Consider the following 21,002-nt stretch of genomic DNA (forward strand, 5'->3'; position numbering starts at 1 on the left):
AGGTATGGAGACACCATGACTGCCATCGTCACCGAGAACGACCAGGAGACCCGCGCCGGCGGCGTCGGCCGGATCTCCCGGATCATCGGCCCCGTCGTCGACGTCGAGTTCCCCGCGGACGCGATCCCCGAGCAGTACAACCTGCTGACGACCGAGGTCGACCTGTCCGGCCAGGGAGAGGGCGAGGGATCGGGCCGGAAGAACCTCAACCTCGAGGTCGCCCAGCACATCGGCGACAACATGGTCCGGGCCATCTCGCTGCAGCCCACCGACGGTCTGGTCCGGGGGACGGCGGTCCAGGACACCGGCGGCCCGATCAGCGTCCCCGTCGGCAACGTGACCCTGGGCCACGTGTTCAACGCGACGGGCGAGGTCCTCGACCTCGAGGAGGGCGAGACCCTCGACGTCACCGAGCGCTGGGGCATCCACCGTCCGGCCCCCGCCTTCGACCAGCTGGAGCCCAAGACCCAGATGTTCGAGACGGGCATCAAGGTCATCGACCTTCTCACGCCCTATGTCCAGGGCGGCAAGATCGGCCTGTTCGGTGGCGCGGGCGTCGGCAAGACGGTCCTCATCCAGGAGATGATCGCCCGCGTGGCGCGCGACCACGGTGGTGTGTCGGTGTTCGCCGGCGTCGGCGAGCGGACCCGTGAGGGCAACGACCTCATCGTCGAGATGGACGAGGCGGGCGTCCTCGGCCAGACGGCGCTCGTCTTCGGCCAGATGGACGAGCCGCCCGGCACCCGTCTGCGGGTCGCGCTGTCCGCGTTGACGATGGCGGAGTACTTCCGCGACGTCCAGAACCAGGACGTCCTGCTCTTCATCGACAACATCTTCCGGTTCACCCAGGCGGGCTCCGAGGTCTCCACCCTCCTCGGGCGGATGCCGTCGGCCGTCGGCTACCAGCCGACGCTCGCCGACGAGATGGGCGTGCTCCAGGAGCGCATCACCTCCACGCGGGGTCACTCCATCACCTCGATGCAGGCCATCTACGTCCCCGCCGACGACTACACCGACCCGGCGCCGGCGACGACCTTCGCCCACCTCGACGCGACGACCGAGCTGTCGCGTGAGATCGCCTCCCTCGGCATCTACCCGGCCGTCGACCCGCTCACCTCGACCAGCCGGATCCTCGACCGGCGTTACATCTCCGAGGATCACTACGCGACGGCGGTGCGGGTCAAGCAGATCCTGCAGCGCAACAAGGAGCTCCAGGACATCATCGCCATCCTCGGCATCGACGAGCTGTCCGAGGAGGACAAGATCCTCGTCAACCGGGCCCGCCGTATCCAGCGGTTCCTCTCGCAGAACACCTACGTCGCAAAGCAGTTCACCGGGCTCGAGGGCTCGACCGTGCCGCTCGCCGACACGATCGAGGCCTTCACCAAGATCGCCGACGGCGACTACGACAACGTGCCCGAGCAGGCCTTCTTCATGTGCGGTGGTCTCGACGACGTCGAGCGGCAGGCCGCCGAGATCGAGAAGAGCCTCTGACCCTCCGCACCGCACCGTGCCGCGTCCCGGGGTCGGCATCCGCGCACCACGCGGGTGCCGACCCCGGCGCGACGAGGCGGCGACCGGGTCACCGGCGTCCGGTCACTCCGGCGGCCGCCCGCTGCTGGGGCGGCACACCGAGACCGGGAGCGCCCTCGTGGCGGCGCCAACCGGTGAACGGCGCGGCATACCATCCAGCAGCCCCCGCTAGACTTCGCCAGAGAACTTCCCGGAGGACATCATGAGCAGCCTGACCGTCGACCTCGTCGCCGCCGACCGTGTGGTCTGGCGGGGAGAGGCCCACCAGGTCAACGCCCGGTCGGTGGAGGGTGAGCTCGGTGTCCTGCCCGGGCACGAGCCGCTCCTCACCATCCTCGGCGAGGGCGACGTCACGATCCGTGGCACCGACGGCACATCGCACGCGGCGACGATCGACGAGGGCTTCCTCTCGGTCGACAACAACCACGTGACGATCGTCGCCGAGCACGTGACGGTGACGCAGGCCTAGGACGGACGGCCGGGCGATGTTGATTCTCACGAGTGCTGAGGTCGCCGTCGCCGTCGCGCTCGCCGCGGTCGTCATCGTCTTCTGTTTCGTCTATCTGCGCCGCCGTCGCATTGCCAGCGGTGGTCCCCTCATGGTCTGTGCGTTCCGGACCCCGGCCGAGCCTCGGTGGAGGCTCGGCCTTCTTCGTCTGTCCGGCGACCAGCTCGACTGGTTCAGCGTCGTCGGGCCCTCGATGCGGCCGGCATTGTCGTGGCCGCGCGACGAGCTCGACCTGTCCGCCCCGGCACCCGTCGAGGAGGTCATCCCCGGTCTGCCCGACCCGGTCCACGTGTCGGGCACCGCGGCGGGGGCTGCCCTCGACCTCGCGATGCCGCCGAGCGCGAGCACCGCACTGCGTGCCTGGCTCGAGAGCTCCCCACCGGGCCACAACGTCAACGTCGCCTGAAGGACCCTCAGCCCCGCCTGGCTCGCTCAGGCGGCGGTGCAGGCGCCGTCTCCCGGTCCTCCGAGCCGGAAGGACGTCGGCGTCTCCGCGGCGGCGGTGTACCACCGTGGGCTCGTCACGAGCATCGACAGCCCGATCGGGGTGGTCGAGTCCAGCAGCCGGAAGCGCTCGATGACCGATGCGCGCCGGGCCCCCGCGTAGTGACCCGTGCCCATGTCGTTGCACGTCGGGACGCTCGTCGATGCGACCTCGCCGAACGCCTGGACGAGACCGAGGCGCGTGAACCGACCGCCCCACAGGGTGTCGGGGAAGTACCCGAAGACCGAGCCGTCGACGCTGATCCGCCAGCGGTCCGCGGCATGGTTGATGCGCAGCGTGACGAGCGTGCCGGCCGGCAGACGCATTCCGGCACGCACCCGGCCGGAGGTCGGGACGAAGCCGCAGCCGTTGTAGCACGAGGTCGCGCCGTCGACCCAGTGGTAGACGAACAGGTGTGGGGCGGCGTCACCGTTGAGGCCGCGGTCGACCGTCCAGCCGACCTCGACGATCTGGGTGCCGTCGGCGGACTGGACCGCCAGCTCCTGAAGGGAGTGACCGTCGCGGTCGGCTCGATCCAGCTCGGGCCGGGCGATCCGCATCGTCACCTCGGCGCCCGAGGCGTCGGCATACTGCCGCCCGGCGACGTAGTTGTAGCAGGCGCCGTAGTAGCAGATCGTCCCGTCGCCCGGCCGCGCGGCGCGGTCGCCGGAGGCGGCGGCGGCGGACACGGTGAGAGCGCGTGATCCGGGCGGCAGGGGAGCGGTCGATGCCGTCGACGGGTCGGCGAGGCAGACGAGGGCCACCGCGCAGGCCGAGAGGACGGCGAGAGTGCGGGAGAGGACAGGACGGTACGAACCGGGCACGACAACCTCCTCGGGACGAGGCACCGGTCGGGCACCTCATCGCCAACCTAGACCCGTCGGGCCCGGGGCGCTCAGGACGGACGCGGGCGCTCCTCCCGCCCGCCGCCGGGCTGCCACAGGACGTCGCCGCCGGCCCCGACGTTCGCGACCCGGGCGAGGACGAAGAGCAGGTCGGAGAGCCGGTTGAGGTAGGTCGCCGTCAACGGGTTGACACCGCCTTCCCCCCTGGCCGGGCCGGGCTCGGTGCCGTAGGCGTCGATGGCCGCCCACGTCGAGCGCTCGGCCCGCCGCACGACCGTCGTCGCGACGTGGAGCTGGGCCGCCCCGACGGTCCCGCCGGGAAGGATGAAGGAGCGCAGCTTCTCCAGGTCGGCGAGGAAGCGGTCGCAGTCGGCCTCGAGCTCCTCCACCCACTCGGCCTTGACCCGCAGCGGGGGGTACTCGTAGCTCTCCTGGAGCGGGGTGCACAGGTCCGCGCCGACGTCGAAGAGGTCGTTCTGCACCCGGGTGAGGACCGCGACGACGTCCTCGGACAGGCCGCCGGCCGCCACGGCGACCCCGACGAAGGCGTTGGCCTCGTTGGCGTCCGCGTATGCCGCGAGCCGTGGGTCGGTCTTCCGGGTGCGGCTGAAGTCGCCGAGCGCCGTCGTGCCGTCGTCGCCGGTTCGGGTGTAGATCCGCGTGAGGTTGACCATGCCGCCAGCCTCTCACCTGCCGGGACATACGAAATCTTGACCAATTCTTTGCGTGTCCGAGGCCGTCGCCTCGTGCGGCCATGACGTCTAATGAGGCACGGACTCACGCCGATCTGGGAAGCAGGAGTCATGACGGTCCAGCCCACCGGTCGAACTGCCGCCATCGACGTCACCGTGACGACCCTCGCTCCGGGACAGCGCGTGGTCATCGACGGGCGCATCGACATCCACACGGTGCCCGACCTGCGGCAGCTGCTCCGGCGGATCGTCGACGACTCGCGCGGCCCCCTCGTCATCGACCTCACCGACGCGGTCATCGGGGACGCGACCGCGCTCGGGCTCCTCGTCGAGAGCCATCGCCGGTGCCGGCGGGCCGGTCGCCACATGGTCTTCGAGAACGCCTGCGACCGGGCCGAGCGGCTGCTCCGGGCGGTTCGCCTCCTGCCGACACCCGCCGCCCTCGACTGACGCCCTCGACCCTCGGGCACGGCATACCGGCTCGTCCCGTCAGCGCGAGGTGACCGAGCCCACCATGTGGGCACTCTCACCGGCCCGGGACCTGTCCGGGACCGTCGACCCGCAGGTACCTTCACGTCCATGACCGACGACGCCGTCGCCCCCGGCCGCCCCGACCGGGACCGGCCCTGGGTCATGCGCACGTATGCGGGCCACTCGAGCGCGACGGCGAGCAACGCGCTCTACCGGACCAACCTCGCCAAGGGCCAGACCGGCCTGTCCGTCGCCTTCGACCTGCCCACCCAGACCGGCTACGACCCCGACCATCCGCTGTCCCGCGGCGAGGTCGGCAAGGTCGGCGTCCCGATCTCCCACGTGGGGGACATGCGTGCGCTCTTCGACGGCATCCCGCTGGAGCGGATGAACACCTCGATGACGATCAACGCGACGGCGATGTGGCTCCTCGCGCTCTACCAGGTCGTCGCGGAGGAGCAGGCCGAGGCCGCGGGCCGCGACCCCGTCGAGGCCGTCCGGGCGCTCACCGGCACGACGCAGAACGACATCATCAAGGAGTACCTCTCGCGGGGGACCTACATCTTCCCGCCCGGGCCGTCGCTGCGCCTCATCACCGACATGATCGCCTACACCGTGTCGGAGATCCCGCGGTGGAACCCGACGAACATCTGCAGCTACCACCTCCAGGAGGCGGGGGCGACACCGGTCCAGGAGATCGCGTATGCGATGTCGACGGCGATCGCGGTCCTCGACGCCGTGCGCGACGCGGGTGCGGTCCCGCCCGAACGGTTCGGCGAGGTCGTCCAGCGGATCTCCTTCTTCGTCAACGCCGGGGTGCGGTTCGTCGAGGAGATGTGCAAGCTGCGGGCGTTCGTCGCGCTGTGGGACGAGCTGACCCGCGAGCGGTACGGCGTGACCGACCCGCGCCAGCGCCGGTTCCGGTACGGCGTCCAGGTCAACTCGCTCGGCCTCACCGAGGCCCAGCCCGAGAACAACGTCCAGCGGATCGTCCTGGAGATGCTCGCCGTCACCCTCTCCAAGGACGCTCGCGCCCGCGCCGTGCAGCTGCCGGCGTGGAACGAGGCGCTCGGGCTCCCCCGCCCGTGGGACCAGCAGTGGTCCCTGCGGATGCAGCAGGTCCTCGCCTACGAGTCCGACCTGCTCGAGTACGACGACCTCTTCGAGGGCTCGGTCGTCGTCGAGCGCAAGGTCGCCTCGCTCGTCGAGGGCGCCAAGGCCGAGATGGCGCGGGTCGCCGAGCTCGGCGGCGCCGTCGCGGCCGTCGAGAGCGGCTACATGAAGTCGGCGCTCGTCGCCTCGCACGCGTTGCGGCGGCAGCGGATCGAGAGCGGCGAGGACGTCGTCGTCGGGGTGAACCGCTTCGAGACGACGGAGCCCAACCCGCTCACCGCGGACCTGACGACCGCCATCCAGACCGTCGACCCCGGGGTCGAGGCGGCGGCGGCCGAGGCGGTGCGCGCCTGGCGCGAGGAGCGTGATGCCGACCCGGGCCGCCGCGACCGGGCCGCCGCCGCGCTGTCCCGGCTCGTGGTGGACGCCCGGTCCGGGGTCAACCTCATGCCGGCGTCCCTCGAGTGCGCCCGGGCCGGCGTGACGACGGGGGAGTGGACGGGGGCGCTGCGCTCGGTCTTCGGCGAGTACCGCGCGCCGACGGGTGTCTCCGGCTCGGTCGGCGCCGCCTCGGCCGAGGCCGGTGAGCTCGCCGTGGTCCGCGAGGCGGTCCGTCGCACGGGTGAGGAGCTCGGCCACCGGCTGCGCGTCCTCGTCGCCAAGCCCGGGCTCGACGGCCACAGCAACGGGGCCGAGCAGATCGCCGTCCGCGCCCGCGACGCGGGCTTCGAGGTGATCTACCAGGGCATCCGGCTCACCCCGGAGCAGATCGTCGGCGCCGCCGTCGCCGAGGACGTCCATCTCGTCGGCATCTCGATCCTCTCCGGCTCGCACATGGAGCTCGTGCCGGAGATCCTCGACGGACTCCGCGCGGCGGGGCTCGACGACGTGCCCGTCATCGTCGGCGGCATCATCCCCGAGGCGGACGCGGTGGCCCTGCGCCGCCTCGGCGTCGCCGAGGTCTTCACGCCGAAGGACTTCGGGCTCAACGAGATCATGGCCCGGTTCGTCGGCATCATCCGTGCCGCCCACGACCTGCCACCGCTCGCCGCCCCGGCGGTGACCTCCGCCTGAGCCCCGGTCGCGGAAGCCTGCCCGGCGGCGGTGCGGGGCGGCGAGGTGGGGTTGGCCGCCCCGACAGGGGTGGAGCGGGTGGGCTGCTCGGCCGTCGGCATACCGCACCCGCGCCCTTTCGTCCCGACGGAGAAGTTGCGCGCGGACGGAGGACTTGCTCCGTCCGCGCGCAACTTCTCCGTCCGAGGGGGGACGCCGTCAGAAGAGCCGGAGGGTCGTGTCGTCGAGGCCCTTGAGCTCCGCGTAGTCGAGGACGACGCACCGGATGCCGCGGTCCTCGGCGAGCGTGCGGGCCTGCGGCTTGATCTGCTGGGCGGCGAAGACGCCGGTCACCGGGGCGAGGTGCGGGTCACGGTTCATGAGCTCGAGGTAGCGGGTGAGCTGCTCCACGCCGTCGATCTCGCCGCGGCGCTTGATCTCGACGGCCACCGACTGCCCCGTCGCGTCCCTGCAGAGGATGTCGACGGGTCCGATCGGCGTCTGGTACTCGCGTCGGGTCAGCGTCCACCCCTCGCCGAGGACCTCGATCTGCTCCGCGAGCAGCCGCTGCAGATGGGCCTCGACGCCGTCCTTGACGAGGCCGGGGTCTACCCCGAGGTCGTGCCGGACGTCGTCGTGGACCTCGTGGATGCGGACCCGGAGCCGGTCCTCGCTCTTGGCGTGCTGGACGACCCAGACCGCGACGACCCCCTCGGCGGCCTCCGCCTCGTCGGGCTCCACCTCCGCCATGGCGCACGGTGGAGACATCCAGTTGAGCGGCTTGTACGAGCCGCCGTCGCTGTGGACGAGGACCGAGCCGTCGGCCTTGACCAGGAGCAGCCGCTTGGCGAGGGGCAGGTGGGCCGTGAGGCGACCGTCGTAGTCGACGCTGCACGTCGCGATGACCATCCGCACGACAGGTCACTCTACGTGCCGGCTCGCACCGGCTCCTGCCGACCGGCGCCGCGACGCCCGAGCCGTCGCCCGGTGACCGGCGGGCGGAACCCGGATGCCCCGAGCGGACGGCCGTCGGGAACGCCGGCGGGCACGCGGCGGAGGGCGGGCGGCGTCCGGCTCAGCCATTGCCGCGGTCCGGAGGACGGCGCACACTTGAGGGGCGGAGAGGTGAGAGGCATGGCTGGACTGGTCGCCAACGGCGCGGCGTTCGTCCTGCTGTTGTGCACCCTGACCGGAGTGTTCCGGTGGTTCGTCACCGGCGTGCCGCCCCGCCTCCTGCGACGACCCGTCGAGCGGTTCGAGGCATACCGGGAGGCCCGGCGGCCCAAGCCGCCACCCCTGCCGCCGATCCTCCTCGGCATGGAGCTGCGCCGCATCGCCGAGGACCTCCGCCGGATCGAGGCCGGCAACCAGCCGAACAAGGCCGAGCGCCTCGCGTCGTGCACCCTCGCCTACGACTACGTCCTGCGCGACTACTGCCGGGCGCTCGACCTGCCCGAGCCCGGCGGGGTCGCGGGGCTCTCGAAGATGCAGCGCTTCGAGATGGAGACCCGTCTCATCGGCGCCGGCCACGGCTGGTGACCGCTCGCGACAGCTCCTCCGCGTGGGGAAGGCGATCGGTGTCAGGGCGCCGGGCGCCTTCCCCACATCGACTCCCGGCCGGCGACCCGTCCGCGAGGGCCGGCGGGGCATGATGCCGTCGCCGGTGACGCCCGCCCGCACCGTCAGCCGGCGTCGTGGACGAGGAGGGCGACCTGGACCCGGTTGTCGGCCCCGAGCTTGGTGAGGACCCGGCCGACGTGCGCCTTGACCGTGGCGACCGACATGTAGAGCTCGGCGGCGATCTCCGCGTTCGACAGACCCCGGCCGACGGCCCGCGCCACCTCGAGCTCGCGCTCGGTGAGGCTCGCGAGCCGTTCGCGGGCCTCGGATCGACCGTCGTCCGGCGCGTCGTCGACATCGCGGACGGCGGCGATGAGCTGCGCGGTGATCTGTGGCGAGAGCATGGGGTCACCCGCGGCGACGGACCGGACGGCCTCGACGAGCCGGGCCGGCGGGGTGTCCTTGAGGAGGAAGCCGCTCGCGCCGATCCGCAGGGCCCGCAGGACCATGTCGTCGGTGTCGAAGGTCGTGAGGACGATGACCCGCGGCGGGTCCTCCCGGCGCAGCAGCTCCGCGGTGGCCGACAGGCCGTCGCGGACGGGCATCCGGATGTCCATGAGGACGACGTCGGTCTCCACGCGCTGGACGAGAGACAGTGCCTCCTCCCCGTCCGCGGCCTCGCCGACGATCGACAGCGCAGGGTCGCCGCCGAGGATCATCGACAGGCCGGTCCGCACCATGGGGTCGTCGTCGACGATGACGATCCGGATCGGGGCGGCCTCGGTCACGTCGACCACGGTAGCCATACCGACAGCTCGTAGCCGCCGCCGCTCCCCGGACCGTGGCTGATCCGGCCGCCGAGCCGGCTCACCCGCTCGCCGAGACCGAGCAGGCCGACCCCGGCTCCCGGCATACCGGTGCCTCCGACCCGGACCGACGTCGGGTTCGTCACCCGGATGGTGAGGCCCTCGTCGGGGTCGCCGGCCAGGCGGACCGACACCCGGGTGTCGGGGGCGTGCTTGCGAGCGTTGGTGAGACCCTCCTGGACGACCCGGTATGCGGTCCTCGACACCGTCGCGGGGGGCGTCCCGGTGACGCGGTCGGCGAGCTCGACCCGCATACCGGCTCCGCGTGCCTCGGCGACGAGGTCCGGCACATCGCCGAGAAGCGGCTGGGGACGCTCCGGGGTGAGCCCCGCCGAGGTCGGCTCGCGGAGGACCCCGAGGACGTCGCGCAGCTCCTGGAGAGCGAGATGGGCGTTCTCCTCGATGGTGCGAGCGGCCGTCGCCTGCTCCTCACGGGTGAGGTCGGTGCGGAAGCCGAGGGCCCCGGCGTGCATCGCGACGAGCGAGATCCGGTGGGCGAGGACGTCGTGCATCTCGCGGGCGATCCGGTTGCGCTCCCCGACGCGAGCGGCCTCCTCCCGGGCGGCCTGCTCGCGCTCGGCCGTCTCCGCCCGCTCCCGGAGCCCCGCGAGCAGCTCGCGCCGCTGACCGACGGCGACGCCGACGGCGACGATGACGGCAGTGACGAGGATGCCGATGATGACCGCGACCCACCACGGGCTCTGGTCGGTCGAGTTCGGGTGGACGGCGTCGAGGGCGAATCCGGCGCCGATGTTCGCCGCCGCGACGAGGAGGATCTCCGGCCAGCGACGCCGGGTCGCGACCGACCCGAGCGCGATCGTCGCGCCGCCGGCAGCCGTCGCCGAGACGCAGGACGCGAGGGCGGTGAGGAGGCCGACGGCGAGCGGGTGCCGGCGGACCCAGACGAGGGTGGCGACGAGGGTCACGACGCCGACGACGGGATCGACGACGACGAGCCAGAACTGGGCGAGGTCCCCGCTCGAGCCGGCTGACGCCGCATACTCCGACCAGACGAGACCCCCGAGGGCCGCGCCGATCACGGACCGCCAGGCGACGCCCCAGCGGCCGCGGGGGGCGGGCGCGCTCGGTGCGGCGGACGGCATACGACCAGCGTAGGAGCGCGAGGGACCCTGGACATCGGTCGGAGGGCGCGGTCGCCGGCACGAGACGTAGACCAAGGTCGGGGGTGAGGCAGACCTCGGGCCGATGCGGGACCACCCGTGTCGACGCGAGGCTGGAGCCATGATCGTCATCGAGAACCTCACGAAGCGCTACGGCGACCTCGTCGCCGTCAACGACGTCTCGTTCGTCGCGCGTCCGGGGTCGGTCACCGGGTTCCTCGGGCCCAACGGCGCCGGCAAGTCGACGGCGATGCGGATGATGACCGGCCTCACGCCACCGACGGCCGGTCGCGCCCTCGTCCTCGGCCGCCCGTACAAGCAGCTGCCGAACCCCGGCCGACACGTCGGCGTCATGCTCGACGCCTCCGCGCAGCACCCGGGCCGGACCGGCCGCGAGGTGCTCCGCCTCGCCGCCATCCAGATGGGCGTCGGGCGCGCGGCCGTCGACGCCTCCCTCGACCGGGTCGGCCTCACGTCCAAGGAGGCGGGACGACGCGTGCGGAACTACTCCCTCGGGATGCGCCAGCGGCTCGGGCTCGCCTCGGCCCTCATGGGCGACCCGCAGGTCCTCATCCTCGACGAGCCGGCCAACGGCCTGGACCCGCAGGGCATCCACTGGATGCGTGGCCTGCTGCGCGGGTTCGCCGACCAGGGCGGGACCGTCCTGCTGTCCTCCCACCTCCTCCACGAGGTCCAGATCATCGCCGACGAGCTCGTCATGATTGGGAACGGCCGCATCGTCGCCATCGGCTCGAAGGAGGAGCTGCTCGACAGCCACGGCACCCGGGTGCGCTCCCTCGACGACACGGCGCTCCACGCCGCACTGTCCGCGGCGGGGTTCGGGGTGCGGCACGACGGCACCGTCCTCGTCGCCGAGGCGACCCCCGAGCAGGTGGGCCGGGTCGCCCTCGACGCCCGCATCGTCCTCACCGAGCTGCGCACGAGCGGCTCGGAGGGGCTGGAGGAGATGTTCCTCCAGCTCACCGCCGCACACGCTCGTGAAGGGAGCGCCGCATGACGACCGCCACCGACCGGACGATCTCGACGCCGGACCCGTATGCGGAGCCCGAGGGCTCCGTCCGCGGCCCCGGTGTGCCCTTCCGCCGGCTCGCCCTCGTCGAGCTCCGCAAGATGGTCGACACCCGCGCAGGACTGTGGATGCTCATCGTCATCGGCGCGATCTGCGTCGTCGTCGTGACCGCCGTCCTCATCTGGGGTGACGTCTCGGACTTCACCCTCCAGTCCTTCCTCCAGCTCAACGCCCTCGTCCTCGTCCTCCTGCTGCCCATCGTCGGGATCATGGCGGGGACGTCGGAGTGGAGCCAACGGACCGGTCTGGTCACCTTCACCCTCGAGCCGCGCAGGGGACGGGTCGTCGTCGCGAAGCTCGTCGCTGCGACGATCCTCGGGCTCGCGCTCATCGCCGTCGCCTTCGTCGCGTCCGCTGCCGCACAGCTCGTCGCCCAGGTCGCCCACGGCGCGGACGACGGGTGGCACCTCGGGGCCGGCGTCGGGTTCGGCCTCGTCCTCACGCTCGTCCTCTACGTCCTCCAGGGCGTGGCCTTCGGGTTCGCCTTCCTCAACACGGCGGTCGCGATCGTCGTCTCCCTCGTGCTGCCGACCGTGTGGTCCGTCGCGACGGGCCTCATCTCGTGGCTCGACAAGGCCGCCAACTGGCTCGACCTCAGCCGGGTCACCGACCCGCTGACGAGTGGACACATGCACGGCGACGACTGGGCGCACCTCGCGACGTCGGCCGCGCTCTGGATCGGCATCCCGATGGCCATCGGGGTGTGGCGGGTGCTGACGCGAGAGGTGAAGTAGCAGGGGACCTCACCTCCCGAGTCGGCATCCCCCGCGGGCCCTCTGCCGGGTTCCACGGGTACCGGTCACCTCACCCGACGCCAGGTGTCGGGTGAGGTGACCTCCTGTCGTGGAGCCGGGAGGCGGCTTCGGTATGCCGCGGGCCGCGGGGCGGGTGGTGCGGAAGCCCCGATCGGGTGCCAGATGGCCACCGGTCGACAGGCGGGGTGGTGCACAGGCCCCGATCGGGTGCCAGATGGCCAGGGTGGTGGTGCAGAAGCCCCGATCGGGTGCCAGATGGCCAGAGTGGTGGTACACAGGCCACGATCGGGCGCCAGATGGCCACCGGTCGACAGGCGGGGTGGTGCACAGGCCCCGATCGGGTGGAAGGTGGCGCCGTCTGCGAGATTAGTTAGTACACTTGAAACAAATGACGACGACTGCCACGCTTCCCACACCCCCCACACCCACGCGCGCCGACTCGCCCCGCTACCGCTGGGTGGTGCTCTCCAACACCACGCTCGGGGTGCTCGTCGCGACGATCAACTCCTCGATCCTGCTCATCGCCCTCCCGGACATCTTCCGCGGGCTGCGGGTCAACCCGCTCGACCCGGGCAACACGAGCTTCCTCCTGTGGCTCATCATGGGCTACCTCATCGTGACGGCGGTGCTCGTCGTCAGCTTCGGCCGGCTCGGTGACATGTACGGCCGGGTCCGGATGTACAACGCCGGCTTCGCCATCTTCACGATCTTCTCGATCGCCCTGTCGGTGACGTGGATGACGGGCAGCAGCGGCGCCATCTGGCTCATCGTCATGCGTGTCCTCCAAGGCGTCGGGGGCGCGCTCCTCATGGCCAACTCCAGCGCGATCATCACCGACGTCTTCCCCTCCAACCAGCGCGGTCTGGCCCTCGGCCTCAACATGGTCGCGGGCATCGCCGGGTCCTTCCTCGGCCTCGTCATCGGCGGCGTCCTCGCCCCGATCCACTGGCGGCTCGTCTTCCTCGTCTCGGTGCCGATCAGCCTGTTCGGCACCGTGTGGGCCTACGTCAAGCTCCACGACGACGGCGTCCGCCGCCCCGGACGGATCGACTGGTGGGGCAACCTCACCTTCGGCATCGGCCTCGTCGCCCTCCTCACCGGCATCAACTACGGCATCCAGCCCTACGGCGACCGCATCATGGGTTGGACGAACCCGTGGGTCCTCACGGCACTCATCGGCGGTGTCGCCCTCCTCGCGCTCTTCTGCTGGGTCGAGACGAAGGTCGCGCACCCGATGTTCCACATCGACCTGTTCAAGATCCGCGCCTTCACGGCCGGCAACATCGCGAGCCTGCTCTCGGGCCTGGGCCGCGGCGGCCTCATGTTCGTCCTCATCATCTGGCTCCAGGGCATCTGGCTGCCCCGGCACGGCTACTCCTTCGAGAGCACGCCGCTGTGGGCCGGCATCTTCATGCTGCCGATGACCGCCGGGTTCCTCATCGCCGGCCCGGTGTCCGGCTGGCTGTCGGACCGCTACGGTGCCCGGCCCTTCGCGACCGGTGGCATGATCATCGCCGCCCTCAGCTTCGTCTGGCTGCTCAAGCTGCCCGTCGACTTCTCCTACCTGACGTTCGGCGGCGCCCTCCTGCTCAACGGACTCGGCATGGGCCTGTTCGCCTCGCCGAACCGCGCCGGCATCATGAACGCGCTGCCGGCCATCCGCCGGGGTGTGGGCGCCGGCATGTCGACGACGTTCCAGAACACCGCGATGGTCCTGTCCATCGGGATCTTCTTCTCGCTCATGATCATCGGGCTCGCCGGATCGCTCCCCGGCTCGCTGGCTGCCGGGCTCACGGCGCACGGTGTGCCCGCCCACCAGGCCCAGGCCATCGCGGCGCTGCCGCCCGTCGCGGTCCTGTTCGCCTCGCTCCTCGGGTACAACCCCATCGAGTCGCTCCTCGGCGCGGACACCCTCCACCGGCTGCCGGCACAGGACGCGGCATACCTCTCGGGGCACTCCTTCTTCCCCTCGCTCATCTCCGGGCCGTTCCACGACGGGCTCGCCGTCGCCTTCGGGTTCGCGATCCTCGCCTGCCTCGTCGCCGCGGCCGCGTCGTGGATGCGCGGGAAGCAGTACGTCCACGAGGAGCACTCCGAGGAGGCGCTGGCCGCGCGGTCGCGGGCCGACGCCGAGATCGAGACGAGCGCGTCGTGAGTGCCGCCAAGGTGGTCGCCGACCGGACCGTCGACGCGATGCCCGCGGAGAGTGGCGTCGCACCCGAGACGAGTGACGCGACGCCCGTGACCGGTGGCGACCGGCAGCAGGAGGCGGACGGTCCAGGGCAGGAGGGTGGCGTGACGCCCGAGGTCGCCGACCTCGCGGGGAGGCTGCGGGTCGAGGTCAACCGGCTCGCATACCACCTCCGGAGGCCGGCCACGAGGGAGGGCATCACGCCGAGCCGGCTCGCGGCCCTGTATGCCCTCCGCTTCCAGCCCGACGGGATCCGCCAAGGTGATCTCGCGAGCCAGCTCGGCCTGTCGCCGGCGAGCATGACCCGCCTCGTGGAGATCCTTCTCGACTCCGGCTGGGCGTCCCGCGAGGTCGACCAGGACGACCAGCGGGCCCGGCTCGTGAGCCTCACGCCGGAGGGGATCCGGCTGCTCGACGAGGTGCGCTGTCAGGGTACCCAGCTGTTGAGCGAGGACCTCGCGGCCCTGTCGGAGTCGGATCGCGCGGCGATCGCCTCCGCCGTGCCCGTCCTGCGCGGCCTGGCCGACCGCCGGCTGCAGTCCTCCTGAGCGGGTCGACTCCTTCTGGGGAAGCGAGCCGCAGCCCTGGCTCGCACCAGCTTCCCCACGAGGAGCCTTGCGCTCGGACCGGCGGCTCGGCGCCACGACAACCCCGCACGTGCCGAGTCGATGTCCCGGATCTCGCAGACAGACGACAACAACTCGGCACGTGCGAAGAGGAGGCGTCGGCACGTGCGGTGCGAGGGGAGCGCTGCTCGTGAGGCGGCTCACGTCGCCCGGGCGGAGACGGCCCGGCCCACCTCTGCCAGACTCCCTCGCATGGCTCGTGAGTTCACCAAGGTCGGTGTCATCGGTCTCGGCACAATGGGCGCCGGGATCGTCGAGGTCTTCGCCCGCAACGGGATCGAGGTCGTGGCCGTCGAGGTCGACGAGCCGGCGGTCGCCGTCGGGCGCGGACACCTCGAGCAGTCGACGGGCCGGGCGGTCAGCCGCGGCAAGATGACCCCGGAGGCGCAGGCCGACCTCCTCGGGCGCGTGACCTTCACCGCGTCCCTCGACGACCTCGGCGGCTGCGAGCTCGTCGTCGAGGCGGTCCCGGAGAAGCTGGAGCTGAAGAAGGAGATCTTCGCCAAGGTCGACGCGATCGTCGGACCCGACGCGATCCTCGCGACGAACACCTCCTCCCTCCCGGTGACCGAGATCGCCGTCGCGACGAGCAACCCCAAGCGGGTCGTCGGCATGCACTTCTTCAACCCCGCGCCCGTGCTGCAGTTCGTCGAGGTCGTCCGCACGGTCGTCACCGAGGACGAGGTCTTCGAGGACGTCAAGACGCTGGCCCAGCGCCTCGGCAAGCAGCCCGTCGTCGTCGGCGACAAGGCCGGCTTCATCGCCAACGCGCTGCTCTTCGGCTACCTCAACCACGCCGTGTCGATGTTCGAGAGCCGGTATGCGAGCCGCGAGGACATCGACGCCGCGATGCGCCTGGGCTGCGGCTACCCGATGGGGCCCCTGGCCCTGATGGACCTCATCGGCCTCGACACGGCATACGAGATCCTCGACACGATGTACAAGCAGGGCCGCGACCGGCTCCACGCCCCGACCCCCATCATCAAGCAGATGGTCAGCGCCGGCCTCAAGGGTCGCAAGAGCGGTCGCGGCTTCTACACGTATGCCGCGCCGGGCAGCTCCGAGGTCGTCCCCGACGCGCTGACGCCGGCCGACGCGGGGCAGGCCGACGTCGTCTACCGCGACGTGCGCACCGTCGGCGTCGTCGGCTCGGGGACGATGGCGACGGGGATCGTCGAGGTCTTCGCCAAGGCCGGGATCGCGGTCACCTATGTCGCTCGCGCCCAGAGCAAGGTCGACGCGGTCCGGGCCGCCATCGAGCGGTCCCTGGAGAAGGCGGTCCAGCGCGGCAAGCTGACCGAGGAGGCCAGGGGAGCGGCACTGGCCCACGTGCGGGGCACGACCGCCCTCGACGACCTCGCCGACGTCGACCTCGTCGTCGAGGCCGTCGTCGAGGACCTCGACGTCAAGCGGGCCCTCTTCGAGAACCTCGACGAGATCTGCCGGCCCGGCGCCATCCTCGCGACGACGACCTCGTCGCTGCCGGTCGTCGACTGTGCGGCCGCCACCTCGCAGCCGCAGGACGTCGTCGGGCTCCACTTCTTCAACCCCGCCCAGGTCATGGCGCTCGTCGAGGTCGTCCACACCGTGGCGACGGCACCCGACGTCGTCGCGACCGCCCAGGAGGTCTGCGCCCGCGTCGGCAAGCACGCGGTGACGTGCGGGGACCGAGCCGGTTTCATCGTCAACGCCCTCCTCTTCCCCTACCTCAACGACGCCGTCAAGATGCTCGAGGCGAACTACGCGACCGCCGACGACATCGACACCGCGATGAAGACCGGCTGCGGGCTGCCCATGGGCCCCTTCGAGCTGCTCGACGTCGTCGGCCTCGACGTGTCGCTCGCCATCGAGCGCGAGCTCTACATCGAGTTCCGCGAGCGCGGGTTCGCTCCGACGCCACTGCTCGAGCACCTCGTGACGGCCGGGTACCTCGGGCGCAAGACGGGCCGCGGGTTCCGCACCTACACCTGAGCGGCCCACGCAGGATCGCCGATACTGGCGGTATGCCACGCGCCAACCGCCGCCGTCGCGACGAGCGGCCCATCGCCCTCGACCGCGTCGGGCCGACGACGCAGGAGTGGGACGGCCGCAGCTGGTCGGTGCGGCGCGTCTCCGGGGTGTCCGATGGCGGCGGAGGGCGGACCCGGCTGTGCCCCGGCTGCTCCCAGGACATCGCGCCGGGCACGCCGCACGTCGTCGTGTGGCCCGCGGACGGCGTGGGGGGCGTCGGCGACCGGAGGCACTGGCATACCTCGTGCTGGAACGCCCGCGGCCGGTGGCACGCGCGAGGGTCGATCCGCTAGTTGGCGTTCTGCCGCGGGACGACGACCTCCTGGTAGATGAGGATGATGCCCGCGGCGACGGGGATGGCGATGAGGGCGCCGAGAACCCCCATGAGGGCCCCGCCGATCATCGCGGCGATGACCGTCACGAGGCCGGGGACGGACACGGTGCGCTGCATGACGCGGGGCGCGACGACGTAGTTCTCGAACTGCTGGTAGGCGATGTAGTAGACCGCGGCGATGACGGCGTAGGTGATGTCGGTGAACGCGGCGACGATGCAGACGATGACCGCGCCGAGGGTGGCGCCGACCATCGGGATGAGCCCGAGCAGACCGACGACGACGGCGAGGATCGCGGCATACGGGATGCCGACGATCGTCATCATGACGAACGAGAGGACCCCGTTCACCGACGCGACGGCGACCTGACCGAGGGCGTAGGCGCCGACCCGGCGGAGGATCTCCTCCGACAGCGAGGTGAACCGGGGCCGGCGGCTCATCGGCACGAGGGCGTACATGGCGCCCTTGACCTTGGGGAGGGAGGAGAGCAGGTAGAGCGTCACGACGGTGATGGTGAAGACCTGGAAGACGCCCCCGACGACGGCCTTGCCGGCACCGAGGATGCCGCCGAAGAGCCCGCCGATGACGCTCGAATCCGTCGCGTGCTTCTTCAGCTCCTTCTCGAGGCTGTCCAGGGCGCCGTACTCGTCGTTGAGCTTCTGGACCCACGGCGAGTTCATGAGCTTCTGCACGTAGTCGGGGGCCGCCTGGACGAGGCTGACGGCCTGGGAGACGACCGGCGGGACGACGACGAACGCGAGGACGGCGATGATCCCGAGGAGCCCGAGGGAGACGATCGCCACCGACGGCCCGCGGCCGAGCCCACGACGGGTCAGCCAGCCGACGATCGGGTCGAGAGCGAGGGCGAGGAACGTCGCGACGAGCACGATCGTCATGATCGTGCGCAGGTTGCCGAGCAGGTGCCACAGCCCGACCGCGATGACGACGCCGATGGCACCGACGAAGCCCATGTAGAAGGGCGACCGGCGGTTCAGCGGCTGCCCGGGCGTGCCGAAACGCGTCGGGCGTGGGGCCCCCACGACATCGGTCGCCACCTCACCCGTCTGCTCGATCTCCGCCACCACGTCCTCTCCGGCGGGTCGGGTCGCCGCGTCCGCGTCGCCGGTCCGAGGCGGGGTCGGGTCGGTCGTGTCGTCCTCACGCGCCCCGAGCCGGGCCCGCTGCCGGACCCGGAACTCGCGCCATGTCTCGAACATGTGCCACCTCCGCGGCACACCCTAGCCGCGGGCACCCGGCGCACGGGTCACCCACGACGGGTGGCGTGCTCAGACGTTCGCGAACCGGTTGATGGCCTCCTCGAAGCGGGTCCGCTTCTCGGGGTCGGTCACCCCGAGGCCGGGCCGCGGAGCGAGGGTGAGGACGCCGACCTTGCCCTGGTGGGCGTTGCGGTGCACGTCGAGCGCGGCCTGGCCGACGTCCTCGAGGGCGTAGGTCTTCGACAGCGTCGGGTGGATGAGCCCCCGGTTGATGAGCTCGTTGGCCTCCCACGCCTCGCGGTAGTTCGCGAAATGGCTGGAGACGATGCGCTTGAGGTTCATCCAGAGGTACCGGTTGTCGTACTCGTGCATGAACCCGCTCGTCGAGGCGCAGGTGACGATCGTGCCGCCCTTGCGGGCGACGTAGACGCTCGCGCCGAACGTCTCCCGGCCGGGGTGCTCGAAGACGATGTCGACGTCGTAGCCGCCGGTCAGCTCGCGGATCCGCTTGCCGAGCCGCTGCCACTCCTTGGGATCCTGCCTCGTGCCCTCCTCGTTCCAGAACCGGTAGCCCTCGGCCGTCCGGTCGATGACGAGCTCGGCACCCATGGCGTGGCAGATGGCGGCCTTCTCCGGGCTCGACACGACGCACACGGGGGTGGCGCCCCCGGCCAGCGCCATCTGCGTCGCATACGAGCCGAGTCCTCCGGAGGCGCCCCAGATGAGGACGCGGTCGCCGAGCTTCATCGCCGCACCGTTCTTGGAGACGAGCTGCCGGTATGCCGTGCTGTTGACGAGGCCGGGGGAGGCCGCCTCCTCCCACGTCAGGTGCGCGGGCTTGGGCATGAGCTGGTTGGCCTTGACGACGGCGAGCTCCGCGAGCCCGCCGAAGTTGGTCTCGAACCCCCAGATCCGCTGCTGCGGGTCGAGCATCGTGTCGTTGTGACCGTCGGCGTCCTCGAGCTCGACCGACAGGCAGTGGGCGACCACCTCGGTGCCGGGCTTCCACTTCGTGACGCCCGGGCCGACCCGGAGGACGACGCCGGCGAGGTCGGAGCCGACGACGTGGTAGGGCAGGTCGTGGCGCTTGGCGAACTCGCTCGTGCGGCCGTAGCGCTCGAGGAAGCCGAAGGTCGGCAGCGGCTCGAAGATGCTCGTCCACACCGTGTTGTAGTTGATGGCGCTCGCCATGACGGCGACGAGGGCCTCACCCGGCGCGAGCTCGGGGACCGGGACGTCGTCGACGTGGAGGGACCGGCGGGGGTCCTTCTCCTTCGTCGGAATCCCCTCGAACATCGCGACCTCGTCCTTGTGGACGGTCGCGCCCCGGTAGGTCCGCGGGATCTCGATCCCGGCATACGTCTCCGGGCTCCGGTCGCCGGACAGGATGGCGTCGCGGATGTGCTCCATGGTCGTGGACTACTCCTTCGGGCGGTGCGGTCGTCGGGGCCTGGCCCCACGGCATCGGTGCGCTGGCCCGAACCTACTGACTGGTCACTCCCGCAGCGTCCTCCATGAGACCCGGCTCACGCCGGTCCGGCAGCGGGCCCGCGCGATGCCCGGCATACCGCCACGGGACCCCCGGGCGGGCTGGCAGGATGAGAAGGTCCCACGGTCGATCGCGACGTCCGGGAAGGGGGCTGACGATGGCGATCCGCAGTCGGCGCACGGTCCTCACGTCGCTCGCCGTCGTCGTCGCGCTCCTCACCGTCGTCGCGGTGCGGTCGCCATCCTTCGGCAACGGACGAGGGACGCCCGGCCTCCTCGGGACCCCGGACTGGTACGTCGCGTCCGACGCGCAGAAGGGCCGGACGAACGCCGACACCCTCGCCTGGCTCGCGGCGGGAAGCGTGCCCGGGGCCGACACGGCCTACGAGCCGATGGTCCGCGCCGCGCTCTTGGACCTGCACCGGCTCAGCGCTCCCGACGGAGCGGTCGCCGCGGGGCCCTCGGGCAGCTGGCGCTACGACTGGCCGCGCGACACGGCGTTCGTCGCCGTGGCGCTGGACCGGTCCGGACATCGCGAGGACGCTCTCTCGGCGCTCGGGTTCCTCGCCCGGATGCAGCAGCGTGACGGCGGGTTCGCCGCCCGCTACCGGCTCGACGGATCCGGCGTCCCCGACCGGCGGCCGCGCCAGGCCGACGCCGCCGGCTGGGTCCTCTGGTCGATGGGGGAGCTCTCCGACGACGACCCGTATGCCGTCGGCCCGGCGTCCGCGGCCGTGCGCGCCCGTGATCTGCGGCCCTCCGGGGCGACGCCCGTCGGCCTCGACGCGACGCTCGTGACGATGGCGGAGCGCAGCCTCGCCCACCTCCTCCACCTCACCGACGGCGGGACCCAGCTGCCGCCGGTCACCCCGGACTACTGGGAGATGGCCCAGTCCCAGGTGTCTCTCGGCGAGGTCGCGCCGATGGTCGCCGGGCTCGACGGTGCGGCACGACTCTTCGCCCGACTCGGCGACCCGCGGCGGGCGACGGAGGCGCGCGGGGCCGCGGCGCGGCTGGGGGCGGTGGGGGGGGTGGGGGTTTGTGGGG

At 71.6% G+C, this 21,002-nt stretch carries 19 protein-coding genes and 1 pseudogene; 13 read left to right on the forward strand and 7 right to left on the reverse strand.

Annotation, left to right across the window (positions count from 1 at the left end; all coding sequences use genetic code 11):
• Positions 1-15 precede the first annotated feature (15 nt).
• From atpD to BN12_RS12590, 3 genes are all read left to right on the forward strand, one after another.
• Entirely contained in the window at positions 16-1,494 is a 1,479-nt protein-coding gene (atpD, locus tag BN12_RS12580; RefSeq protein ID WP_048552923.1) for a F0F1 ATP synthase subunit beta, read from the forward strand.
• Positions 1,495-1,735: 241 nt separating this feature from the next.
• The gene (locus BN12_RS12585) at positions 1,736-2,002 is read left to right on the forward strand and encodes a F0F1 ATP synthase subunit epsilon (RefSeq protein ID WP_048552924.1); all 267 of its coding nucleotides are present in this window, start codon (positions 1,736-1,738) and stop codon (positions 2,000-2,002) included.
• A 16-nt stretch (positions 2,003-2,018) separates the two neighbouring features.
• Entirely contained in the window at positions 2,019-2,447 is a 429-nt protein-coding gene (locus tag BN12_RS12590) for a DUF2550 family protein (RefSeq protein WP_048552925.1), read from the forward strand.
• Between the two features lie 26 nt (positions 2,448-2,473).
• Here the strand turns inward: BN12_RS12590 and BN12_RS12595 are convergent, their stop codons facing one another.
• Together BN12_RS12595 and BN12_RS12600 are read right to left on the reverse strand one after the other, a co-directional pair.
• Entirely contained in the window at positions 2,474-3,349 is an 876-nt protein-coding gene (locus BN12_RS12595; protein ID WP_053080028.1) for a neprosin family prolyl endopeptidase, read from the reverse strand.
• A 71-nt stretch (positions 3,350-3,420) separates the two neighbouring features.
• Positions 3,421-4,044: a cob(I)yrinic acid a,c-diamide adenosyltransferase gene (locus tag BN12_RS12600; RefSeq protein WP_048552926.1), complete on the reverse strand. Its 624-nt coding sequence runs from the start codon at positions 4,042-4,044 to the stop codon at positions 3,421-3,423.
• 129 nt (positions 4,045-4,173) lie between these two features.
• Between BN12_RS12600 and BN12_RS12605 the strand changes: the two genes are divergently transcribed.
• Together BN12_RS12605 and BN12_RS12610 are read left to right on the forward strand one after the other, a co-directional pair.
• On the forward strand, positions 4,174-4,512 hold the full coding sequence (locus tag BN12_RS12605; RefSeq protein ID WP_048552927.1) for an STAS domain-containing protein: 339 nt from the start codon (positions 4,174-4,176) through the stop codon (positions 4,510-4,512).
• A gap of 129 nt (positions 4,513-4,641) precedes the next feature.
• Positions 4,642-6,720 carry a protein meaA gene (locus BN12_RS12610; RefSeq protein WP_083454625.1) on the forward strand — a complete coding sequence of 693 codons (2,079 nt, stop codon included), beginning with the start codon at positions 4,642-4,644 and terminating at the stop codon, positions 6,718-6,720.
• A 198-nt stretch (positions 6,721-6,918) separates the two neighbouring features.
• Here the strand turns inward: BN12_RS12610 and nucS are convergent, their stop codons facing one another.
• A complete protein-coding gene (gene nucS, locus BN12_RS12615; protein ID WP_048552929.1) occupies positions 6,919-7,614 on the reverse strand; it encodes an endonuclease NucS in 696 nt (231 codons plus the stop codon).
• A gap of 219 nt (positions 7,615-7,833) precedes the next feature.
• Between nucS and BN12_RS12620 the strand changes: the two genes are divergently transcribed.
• Positions 7,834-8,238, forward strand: coding sequence for a hypothetical protein (locus tag BN12_RS12620; protein ID WP_048552931.1), 405 nt, complete (start codon positions 7,834-7,836; stop codon positions 8,236-8,238).
• A gap of 143 nt (positions 8,239-8,381) precedes the next feature.
• Here the strand turns inward: BN12_RS12620 and BN12_RS12625 are convergent, their stop codons facing one another.
• Positions 8,382-9,065 carry a response regulator gene (locus BN12_RS12625; protein WP_048552932.1) on the reverse strand — a complete coding sequence of 228 codons (684 nt, stop codon included), beginning with the start codon at positions 9,063-9,065 and terminating at the stop codon, positions 8,382-8,384.
• A complete protein-coding gene (locus tag BN12_RS12630; protein WP_048552933.1) occupies positions 9,044-10,228 on the reverse strand; it encodes a sensor histidine kinase in 1,185 nt (394 codons plus the stop codon). The genes BN12_RS12625 and BN12_RS12630 overlap by 22 nt, the downstream gene beginning before the upstream one ends.
• Positions 10,229-10,367: 139 nt before the next feature.
• Here BN12_RS12630 and BN12_RS12635 point away from each other — a divergent pair, with 139 nt between their 5' ends.
• From BN12_RS12635 to BN12_RS12660, 6 genes are all read left to right on the forward strand, one after another.
• Positions 10,368-11,264: an ABC transporter ATP-binding protein gene (locus BN12_RS12635; protein WP_083454626.1), complete on the forward strand. Its 897-nt coding sequence runs from the start codon at positions 10,368-10,370 to the stop codon at positions 11,262-11,264.
• Complete coding sequence (locus BN12_RS12640) at positions 11,261-12,070, forward strand: ABC transporter permease (protein ID WP_048552938.1); 810 nt, start codon at positions 11,261-11,263, stop codon at positions 12,068-12,070. Before BN12_RS12635 ends, BN12_RS12640 begins: the two co-directional genes overlap by 4 nt.
• Before the next feature lie 409 nt (positions 12,071-12,479).
• On the forward strand, positions 12,480-14,246 hold the full coding sequence (locus BN12_RS12645) for an MFS transporter (protein ID WP_048552940.1): 1,767 nt from the start codon (positions 12,480-12,482) through the stop codon (positions 14,244-14,246).
• The gene (locus BN12_RS12650) at positions 14,243-14,830 is read left to right on the forward strand and encodes a MarR family winged helix-turn-helix transcriptional regulator (protein WP_048552942.1); all 588 of its coding nucleotides are present in this window, start codon (positions 14,243-14,245) and stop codon (positions 14,828-14,830) included. The genes BN12_RS12645 and BN12_RS12650 overlap by 4 nt, the downstream gene beginning before the upstream one ends.
• A gap of 270 nt (positions 14,831-15,100) precedes the next feature.
• Complete coding sequence (locus BN12_RS12655; protein ID WP_048552945.1) at positions 15,101-16,879, forward strand: 3-hydroxyacyl-CoA dehydrogenase family protein; 1,779 nt, start codon at positions 15,101-15,103, stop codon at positions 16,877-16,879.
• Positions 16,880-16,911: 32 nt separating this feature from the next.
• Positions 16,912-17,211: a hypothetical protein gene (locus BN12_RS12660; protein WP_048552946.1), complete on the forward strand. Its 300-nt coding sequence runs from the start codon at positions 16,912-16,914 to the stop codon at positions 17,209-17,211.
• Here BN12_RS12660 and BN12_RS12665 read toward each other — a convergent pair.
• Both BN12_RS12665 and ccrA read right to left on the reverse strand, forming a co-directional pair.
• Complete coding sequence (locus BN12_RS12665) at positions 17,208-18,467, reverse strand: AI-2E family transporter (RefSeq protein WP_048552948.1); 1,260 nt, start codon at positions 18,465-18,467, stop codon at positions 17,208-17,210. The genes BN12_RS12660 and BN12_RS12665 overlap by 4 nt on opposite strands.
• 69 nt (positions 18,468-18,536) lie before the next feature.
• Complete coding sequence (gene ccrA, locus BN12_RS12670; RefSeq protein WP_048552949.1) at positions 18,537-19,877, reverse strand: crotonyl-CoA carboxylase/reductase; 1,341 nt, start codon at positions 19,875-19,877, stop codon at positions 18,537-18,539.
• A gap of 236 nt (positions 19,878-20,113) precedes the next feature.
• Here ccrA and BN12_RS25200 point away from each other — a divergent pair.
• A pseudogene (locus BN12_RS25200) lies at positions 20,114-21,002 on the forward strand (hypothetical protein); the annotation flags it as partial.

The sequence above is a fragment of the Nostocoides japonicum T1-X7 genome (assembly GCF_001046855.1).
GTDB classification, from domain to species: domain Bacteria; phylum Actinomycetota; class Actinomycetes; order Actinomycetales; family Dermatophilaceae; genus Nostocoides; species Nostocoides japonicum.